Raw genomic sequence first — 7,232 nt, forward strand, 5'->3', positions numbered from 1 at the left:
AGCATTATGATGAGTACGAAGAAAGCTTGCGACATTTGGGAGAATAATTTAAGACAATTTGAAAGTTTAAATAGAGAGGGAAATAATTCCTACCGCATAATATACGGTAGTGAGTACTTTAAAAACTGAATATTTAAATAAAGGAGAGAGATAGGAATGAAAAGACTAAGAATGATAATTTTGTTTGTTTTTGTGGTTGCCATCCTTTTTGGATGCGCGACAGGCCGGGACAAATATATCCCGGATCATGCCATGAAGAATCCCGCGGACGGCGTGAGTATTCCGCATCCCGTGGAAGCAGAGAAAGCTGGAACCAAAAAAATAACCACCTTCACGTTCTTTATGAACCCGGATCTTTGGGTAGAAGTTGTCGGTGGAGGCGGGGTCTGGCCTATTTTGGGATCGGATGGAGAAAAAGAATTCAGAAGCTATAGTTGGATGTCTGGAATAAGCCATTGGGGAGATTTTCTCCTTCAAGCTTCATTCCAAAAAACAATTCAAGAGATTGCATATGTTAAGTTCATCTCGTACAACCGGGATGCCGGCTGGGCATATAAATTGAACGGGGAAAAAATTCCGGAAGACAAATACGATCCTAAAAGCTTTGATAATGATCCCGAATACAGAAAGAAAGTTTTCTCCGAGTTCGGTACGAACTTTGAGGAACTCGATGCCTGCTGGAAAACTTATTTCAGGTCTCATGGCCTGAATCTTCCTGAAGGCATATCCAGTGTGAAAGAAATAGAACTGGGAACAAAAGAATGGGAGACCTACAAACAAAAGGTCGCATCCATGATGAAATCCAACCCGAAGATGGGAAATGGAGAAATCCGCTCCTCTTTTCTTCCTTTGGAAGAATTTAAAAAGGTAGCGGTTGAAAATCCCGGTTTTAACGGAGGAAGCAGATTTGTAAAGCAGGGGCTAAATATCCCCCTTTTAGCAGTACCATTTGCTTCCACAAGCATTATAATCGCGGCGGCTGCCAGCTTAGCTGGCGATGTTGCCAGGGCCGGAATCAATGACGATTATTCGTCATATTATGCCAGGTCTACAGTTTTGAGAATAGGGCTTAAAGATAATTTTCACACCATTGTGAATGTATATAAAGAGCTCTTAAGGGAAAGAGATAGGATAATAAACGAAAGATAAGAAAGAAAGGAGAAAAAAATGAAAAACTTAAAAGCCATAAGACTGCTTATAGCAGCAGTAGTGCTTGCAGTCCTGGCTTTTTTCGGGACTGCAGATGCGGTTGAATTCTACACAGTTAAGAAAGGCGACTGCCTTTCGAAAATAGCGAAAAAGCACGGAGTTTTAGTGAAGGAATTTCATAATGCTAACAAGGATAGGATAAAAAACATAAATCTTATCTACCCAAATCAGGTATTTGTGGTTCCTAATGAATATGCTGAGTTTTCTTTTGAAAACCCAGGTGAAGAAAAATACCAAGGAACACTTAATGAGGCATTAAAGCTTCACAAATATCCGGAAATGGCTCAAGAACTTCTAAAAGAAGAAGTTCGTAAGGGCAACTATAAATGGGTTGAAATCAAGAATGGTGACAAATTCGCCATGGTATTCGGAAAAAATAAAATTCGCCGCAATACAATTGCGAATCTCAAAAAACCAATAAAGGCGAAAAAATATACGGCAAAGGTGGGGGACTTAGAGTATGTTTTGCTCTATCCACCTGCCTGCAAAAACTGGGCAATGCCGCCCGGATTAACTCCAACACCAACGAAAATGGAACCGCCTCGGGAAGAGAAAACCCCGGAGACACCTGCAAAGGTAGAGGTTCCTGGAACAACTCCTCCGAAAGAGGAAATAGTTGCTACCCCAACGGTAGTGACTCCAACTACTCCAGAGAAAAAAGAAGCTCCACCTAAAGATGAAGCAAAACCGTCTGAAGATCTTTTTGAGTTTTACGTGGGGGGTGGATATTACCACAATGCCCATGTCGGAAACGCAAGTGGAGATTTCCTGTGGGCCAAGCTTCGGTATTTTCCGATTACATTTAAATCGGAAAATTATAAATACCGGCTCGGCGCATTTATGTCAGGATTTTTGGGCGAGGGCAATGACCGTGACTATGAGTACAGAAATAAACGGCTCGCCGGCGGGATTTCAGGAAAAGTGGAAGGTGACTCAATGGATGCTACTCTTGATCTCGGCGTGGGAAGGATCTGGAAACATGGAGATAAAGATACTGCTGGAAAAGAATTTCACAGCAGGCAAACCGACAATATTTTCCTAATTTCGGGGAATTTAAAGGACTATGAGCGCAGATTGAGAGGCGAAAAACTTTTCCCTGAAACAGAGTTAAACGTTGAAGCAATCTTTCCTTTTGACAGGAAAGAAAGCAGAAGCTTTAACGGAAAATCTCTGTCTTCAAGTCCCTGGAATAATCAGATAGTAACTGCTGATTTTACCCAGTGGATTTACGACATCTACGTCAGCGATGAGACCAGGATTATGCCGGGAATCTCGCTAGGAGGCGGATATGACTGGGGTCCTGAAAAGGCCTTCGGATTAGTCGGTCCCGCTGTACGGCTGAATTCTTATAACCAAAACATTCTGCAGGTTAATGCAGGATATAAGGAAGAATTCGGCGGTAAGGGAGATAACTTCAAAATATCTGCCTGGGTCTCACTTAATGGGGTTTATAATGCCATTCAGGCAGCAAGAATCTCAGAGGCCAATGGGGAAGATATGATTTACAGAGGACCTGAAGCGGAACGGCAGAAACAAGCTCGTCCGGATGTAGTACATGTTACGAGCCTCGTAGATATGAGGCCTTCAGAATAGATTGGTCATGGGCGATATCCGGATTCCGGCTCTTTCGCCCAATTAAAAACCTATTACAAAAAAGGAGGGAACGATGAGAAAATCAGTTTTGACACTTGCTCTGTGTTTTGCAGTCATATTCTGTGCTACACAGGTAACGGCGACAATGGTTACAGGAAATGATGCTGGTGCAGTAAGTAATGACTATTCATTCTCTGCTGTGACCAAAGAAGGATTTTCTGTAACCTTGCCGAGGGTTGTCGGAGTGTTTGACCGCGATCCCAAAATCAAGGGAACTAAGCCCGTGAAAAACGAGCTTGGCCAGGATCGCTGGGTATTGAGGTACAAAGATAATCCCAAGGCATTTGAAGGCGCTGAACTTTATGCTTTCGGCACCCAATCAAACTGGCCTGGCGGGAAAACTCTCAAAGGGCTTAAGCACGGCACAAAAAAAGAGCTGGGAAAAGCTCAAATTACAGGAGATTCAGTAACTTTGATGATTAAAAACAAGTTTCCCAATGTTGAGTACTTTTATCAGCCTATTATCTGGGTTGTCGTCCTTAAAGACAATCACCAAGCATGGGGAGGGCACATTGGATGGCCAGATGGTCCATACATTGTGCTTAACAAGCAGGGACAGGTACAAACCTGGTTCCTGGTAAACAACAAGGAGGGGAAAATACTCCCCCCAGGCGATGAAGGAAGAAAACTGGCTAGCGAGAGAAATTAATCTTGACTAGCTAAAACTTAGAGGCGGACAGAGAAATTCGTGATTCACGATACTCTGCCCGCCTCATTTTATTTCCGAGGAAGCGAATAACTTTTATCCTTTTGAAGCATTCCCAAAGCCGCTCCTGTTGAGATCCAGGTTATCCACTGAAGAGGGGTATTCCGCATAACATTATCAGTCAAACTTGCCACGGCAATAGAAAAAAATATTGCAAAAAAAGCAAGGTAAAGCGTACCTTTATCAAAATCGCGGTTCTTCCAGTATTGCAGAAAAAAATAGGACAGGATGTAAAAAATATAAAAAGTAAAAACCAGAAGTCCGATAACACCGCCTTCAACGAAAGAGCGCACGTAATCATTGTGAGCGGCCGTACTTCCAAATTTTAATCCCCGGCTGTATTCAAGAACTTCCTCGAATGTATTTGTCCCATAACCCAATATTTGCTTGTTCCTACTCAATGTTTCACTTATCGCATCTTTCCATAAAGTTTTTCTCCAGGAAATTGAATTGCTTGGGGAGAATGAAAAGGCCTCTAGAAAACGCTCCTGAACTGAAGGTAAAAATGCATAAATAGTGAAAGAAAAAATGAGCGCAAAAATTAAAATTTTTCTGAACTTTACTACTCCAATTACCAAAACAAACAAGAGCATTGCAGCCCAGGCAACCCTGGTGTACGTCAAAATTAAAAGCAAAAGATAGAAAGGGAAGGCCAAAGCCCAAAAAGGGTGAATTTTCCTATTTATGAAATAATATACAAAAAATAGAGTAATTACTGAAAACAGGTACAGGCTGAAAGAATTCGGATGGCTAAAGGTGCCAAGAATCCTGGGTTCTGGAAAAGCGTCATCAAAATAGCCGATTTTAAAAATATACTGGTAAAGTGCTACAAAAGCCGGTATTATGGCAGAGATAAAGATAACTTGTAATAAAAGAGAAAAATCCTTTTTTGAGTTTGTAATATTGAAAGCAAGAAAAAATAAGAACAGCAAATCCACTAATCTGATAATCTCTTTAATGGTTGAAAAAGTGTTAATTGAATAGAAAACAGTAAACAATGAAAATAATATGTAAACAAAAATTGGAATTTTAAGGGGAAGGTCCCTGAAATTTTTGAAATTTTTAGCAATGTAAATTATTCCGACAATAAAAATGGCTATCCCGATAATTTGGGAAAAATTGAGCGAAAACATGTCGTTTATGGTAAAGTTCATTTTTTCCGTGAAATAATCGGTAATCATGCGAAAGATTATCAAAAAAATCAGAGCTATCCAGGGGCTTTCAAAAAGAAGCAGCATCAAGGATGAAATAAAAATAAATCCGAAAAGATAATAAATTGCTAAATTAAAAATCAACGATAGCACCAATAATGCCAGCGACAAAATTACCAAAAGGATCCAGCGGGCAGGTCTATGAGCAGAAAAAAAGTCTACCACTTGACAAAACATAAGAATTGAGGTAAGGTTACTTGTTATACTATCATATTACACTATCACAAAATTTTTAAAAAGTCAATCCTATGAGGGTATTAATGGTAAATAAATTTAATTATTTGAAGGGTGGGGGAGCCAAATATTTTTTGGACCTGGTTGAAATTTTAAGGAAACATGGCGTGACAGTCGCCAAGTTTTCAATGCAGGATGAAAAAAACTTGCCGGACGAGAACGAAAAATATTTTGTCAGCAACATTGATTTTAATGATTTCAAGGTAAAGAATATTTTTCGCTATATTAGCAGGATTTTATACAGCCGCGAGGCTGCAAAAAAATTCGAAAAGTTGATTATAAAATTTAAACCAGACATTATACACCTTCATAACATTTATCATCAAATTTCTCCTTCTATTTTATTTACTGCAAAAAAATTCAACATTCCTATAGTAATGCATCTTCATGACTACAAGATAATTTGTCCTAATTACAAATTGTTCAGTCAAAATGAAATTTGTCATAAATGCAAAGGCGGAAGGTATTATAATTGCATCCTTCGCAAATGCATTAAAAATTCCCGGGCAAAAAGCGCTTTAGCCGCTGCGGAGGCCTACCTGCACGATACATTCCTAAAAAGCTATGGTCAGGTGGACTTGTTCATTGCGCCTAGCCAGTTTATGAAAAGCGTGTGCGTTGATTTTGGCATTCCGGAAGAAAAAATCAAGGTGGTCTGCAATTTTGTAGAAATGGAAACAAAAGAAAAAAATTTATGGGAAAAAATAGAGAACTATTTATTATTTTTTGGACGGCTTTCTGAAGAAAAAGGCATTGATGTTTTAATTAGGGCAATGAAAGGAATAGACGGAGAATTAAAATTAAAAATTGTCGGCGGCGGTCCGGAAGCTGAAAAACTGGGAAATCTAGTCAGGGAACTCAAGCTGACACGCCGGGTAGAACTTACTGGTCCAAAATTTGGAAAAGATTTGTCAGAGATAATCACTAAAGCAAAAGCGGTTGTGATCCCTTCCGTTTGGCCAGAAAATATGCCCTTAAGCATGCTTGAGGCAATGGCCAGTGGCAAAGTTGTTTTAGCTTCCAGGGTTGGAGGGATGCCCGAAGCAATCAAAGATGGCGAAAATGGATTTCTTTTTGAACCAGGAAATTATCAACAACTTACGCAAAAAATAAATGCCTTGAAAAAGATAAATCTGCTGGAAATAGGAGAAAAAGCCAGAATCACAGTTAATCAATTCAATAGTCAATGGCATTTTAAAGAAATATATGATATTTATAACTTCTTACTTCGGAAACAAAATAAAGGTAAGTTTGGTGATAAAACCTTTTAGTGTTAATTGTACAACCACTTGACAAAAAGGCGCATTCTTGCTAGTATGCAAGGTCTTAATAAATTAACCAATAACTATAAAAAAATGAGTAAATATAAGCCATCAAACAAGGTAGTTAAGCTGGCTGAAATAGCCGGAGGCATCCTTCTCGTGGGTCTTTTTATCCTGCCTTTTTTATCAATGGCCGGCCATAAAAAAATACACGTGGACGACAGCGCCAGCGGAACTGAAGACGGAACCTCCAGTCATCCATATAAAACCATTACCAAGGCGCTGAAACACGCGGACAGCGGTGATGAAATTCATGTTGCTAAAGGCGAATACAAAGAAAATATTCATTTGCACGACGGCATAGAGCTTTATGGAGCGTCAAGAGACAGAGTAATCATTAAAGCCGATGATGATGACTACGAAGTCGTTGATCTGGACGATGACACTAAAATTGATAAAGTCACCATAAAGGGCGGAAGATTCGGTGTCCGGGTGGGAAAAGATGAAAAGGCGTCAATTACCAATTGTATTATTAAAGATAATAAAAAGGACGGGTTTTGGCTGGAAGAAAGCAACACCGATGACAAATATAAAGTTAGTATCTCTGACAGCATCATCAAGGATAACGGCCGGGCGGGAATTCATTCAGCTAAAAGGCGCCTGATTTTAGTTGATAATGAAATAATTGACAATGAAAGCGACGGGGCGGATATCGAAGGCGGTTCTCGCGTCTGGCTGGAGAATAACAAAATAAAAAATAACGACGGCAGCGGCTTAAAACTCACGCTTGATGGTTCTTCAATCTGGACCGACGATAATTCTTTTTCCGAAAATAAAAGAGAAGGCGTGGAAATCAACTCCTACGGCGGAGCCGGAAGAATAGACCTCCACGATTCAAGCATTCACGGAAACGACCGCTGGGGAATTGCCCGGGTTCAAAGAAATCATTTTAATTCA

The 7,232-nt window shown here is 39.9% G+C and carries 6 protein-coding genes; 5 read left to right on the forward strand and 1 reads right to left on the reverse strand.

Annotated features, from left to right (window positions below):
- Positions 1–156: 156 nt before the first annotated feature.
- The 3 genes from NT136_02665 to NT136_02675 all read left to right on the forward strand — a co-directional run bounded on the left by NT136_02665 (position 157) and on the right by NT136_02675 (position 3,511).
- Positions 157–1,149 carry a hypothetical protein gene (locus tag NT136_02665; protein ID MCX6765836.1) on the forward strand — a complete coding sequence of 331 codons (993 nt, stop codon included), beginning with the start codon at positions 157–159 and terminating at the stop codon, positions 1,147–1,149.
- An 18-nt stretch (positions 1,150–1,167) separates the two neighbouring features.
- Complete coding sequence (locus NT136_02670) at positions 1,168–2,802, forward strand: LysM domain-containing protein (GenBank protein ID MCX6765837.1); 1,635 nt, start codon at positions 1,168–1,170, stop codon at positions 2,800–2,802.
- A gap of 73 nt (positions 2,803–2,875) precedes the next feature.
- A complete protein-coding gene (locus tag NT136_02675; GenBank protein ID MCX6765838.1) occupies positions 2,876–3,511 on the forward strand; it encodes a hypothetical protein in 636 nt (211 codons plus the stop codon).
- A 68-nt stretch (positions 3,512–3,579) separates the two neighbouring features.
- Here the strand turns inward: NT136_02675 and NT136_02680 are convergent, their stop codons facing one another.
- Positions 3,580–4,956: an O-antigen ligase family protein gene (locus NT136_02680; protein MCX6765839.1), complete on the reverse strand. Its 1,377-nt coding sequence runs from the start codon at positions 4,954–4,956 to the stop codon at positions 3,580–3,582.
- A 71-nt stretch (positions 4,957–5,027) separates the two neighbouring features.
- Here NT136_02680 and NT136_02685 point away from each other — a divergent pair, with 71 nt between their 5' ends.
- Complete coding sequence (locus NT136_02685; protein ID MCX6765840.1) at positions 5,028–6,284, forward strand: glycosyltransferase; 1,257 nt, start codon at positions 5,028–5,030, stop codon at positions 6,282–6,284.
- An 84-nt stretch (positions 6,285–6,368) separates the two neighbouring features.
- Positions 6,369–7,232 (forward strand): right-handed parallel beta-helix repeat-containing protein (locus NT136_02690; GenBank protein ID MCX6765841.1); only part of this gene is annotated, 864 nt, incomplete at its 3' end.

It is taken from the genome of Candidatus Moraniibacteriota bacterium (assembly GCA_026396275.1).
Taxonomy (GTDB): domain Bacteria; phylum Patescibacteriota; class Minisyncoccia; order Moranbacterales; family JAPLXC01; genus JAPLXC01.

Bases quoted from the DNA above. Each gene is read 5' to 3' on its own strand.
- NT136_02665 (MCX6765836.1), top strand. From the start codon at position 157: ATGAAAAGACTAAGAATGATAATTTTGTTTGTTTTTGTGGTTGCCATC.
- NT136_02670 (MCX6765837.1), top strand. From the start codon at position 1,168: ATGAAAAACTTAAAAGCCATAAGACTGCTTATAGCAGCAGTAGTGCTT.
- NT136_02675 (MCX6765838.1), top strand. From the start codon at position 2,876: ATGAGAAAATCAGTTTTGACACTTGCTCTGTGTTTTGCAGTCATATTC.
- NT136_02680 (MCX6765839.1), bottom strand. From the start codon at position 4,956: ATGTTTTGTCAAGTGGTAGACTTTTTTTCTGCTCATAGACCTGCCCGC.
- NT136_02685 (MCX6765840.1), top strand. From the start codon at position 5,028: ATGAGGGTATTAATGGTAAATAAATTTAATTATTTGAAGGGTGGGGGA.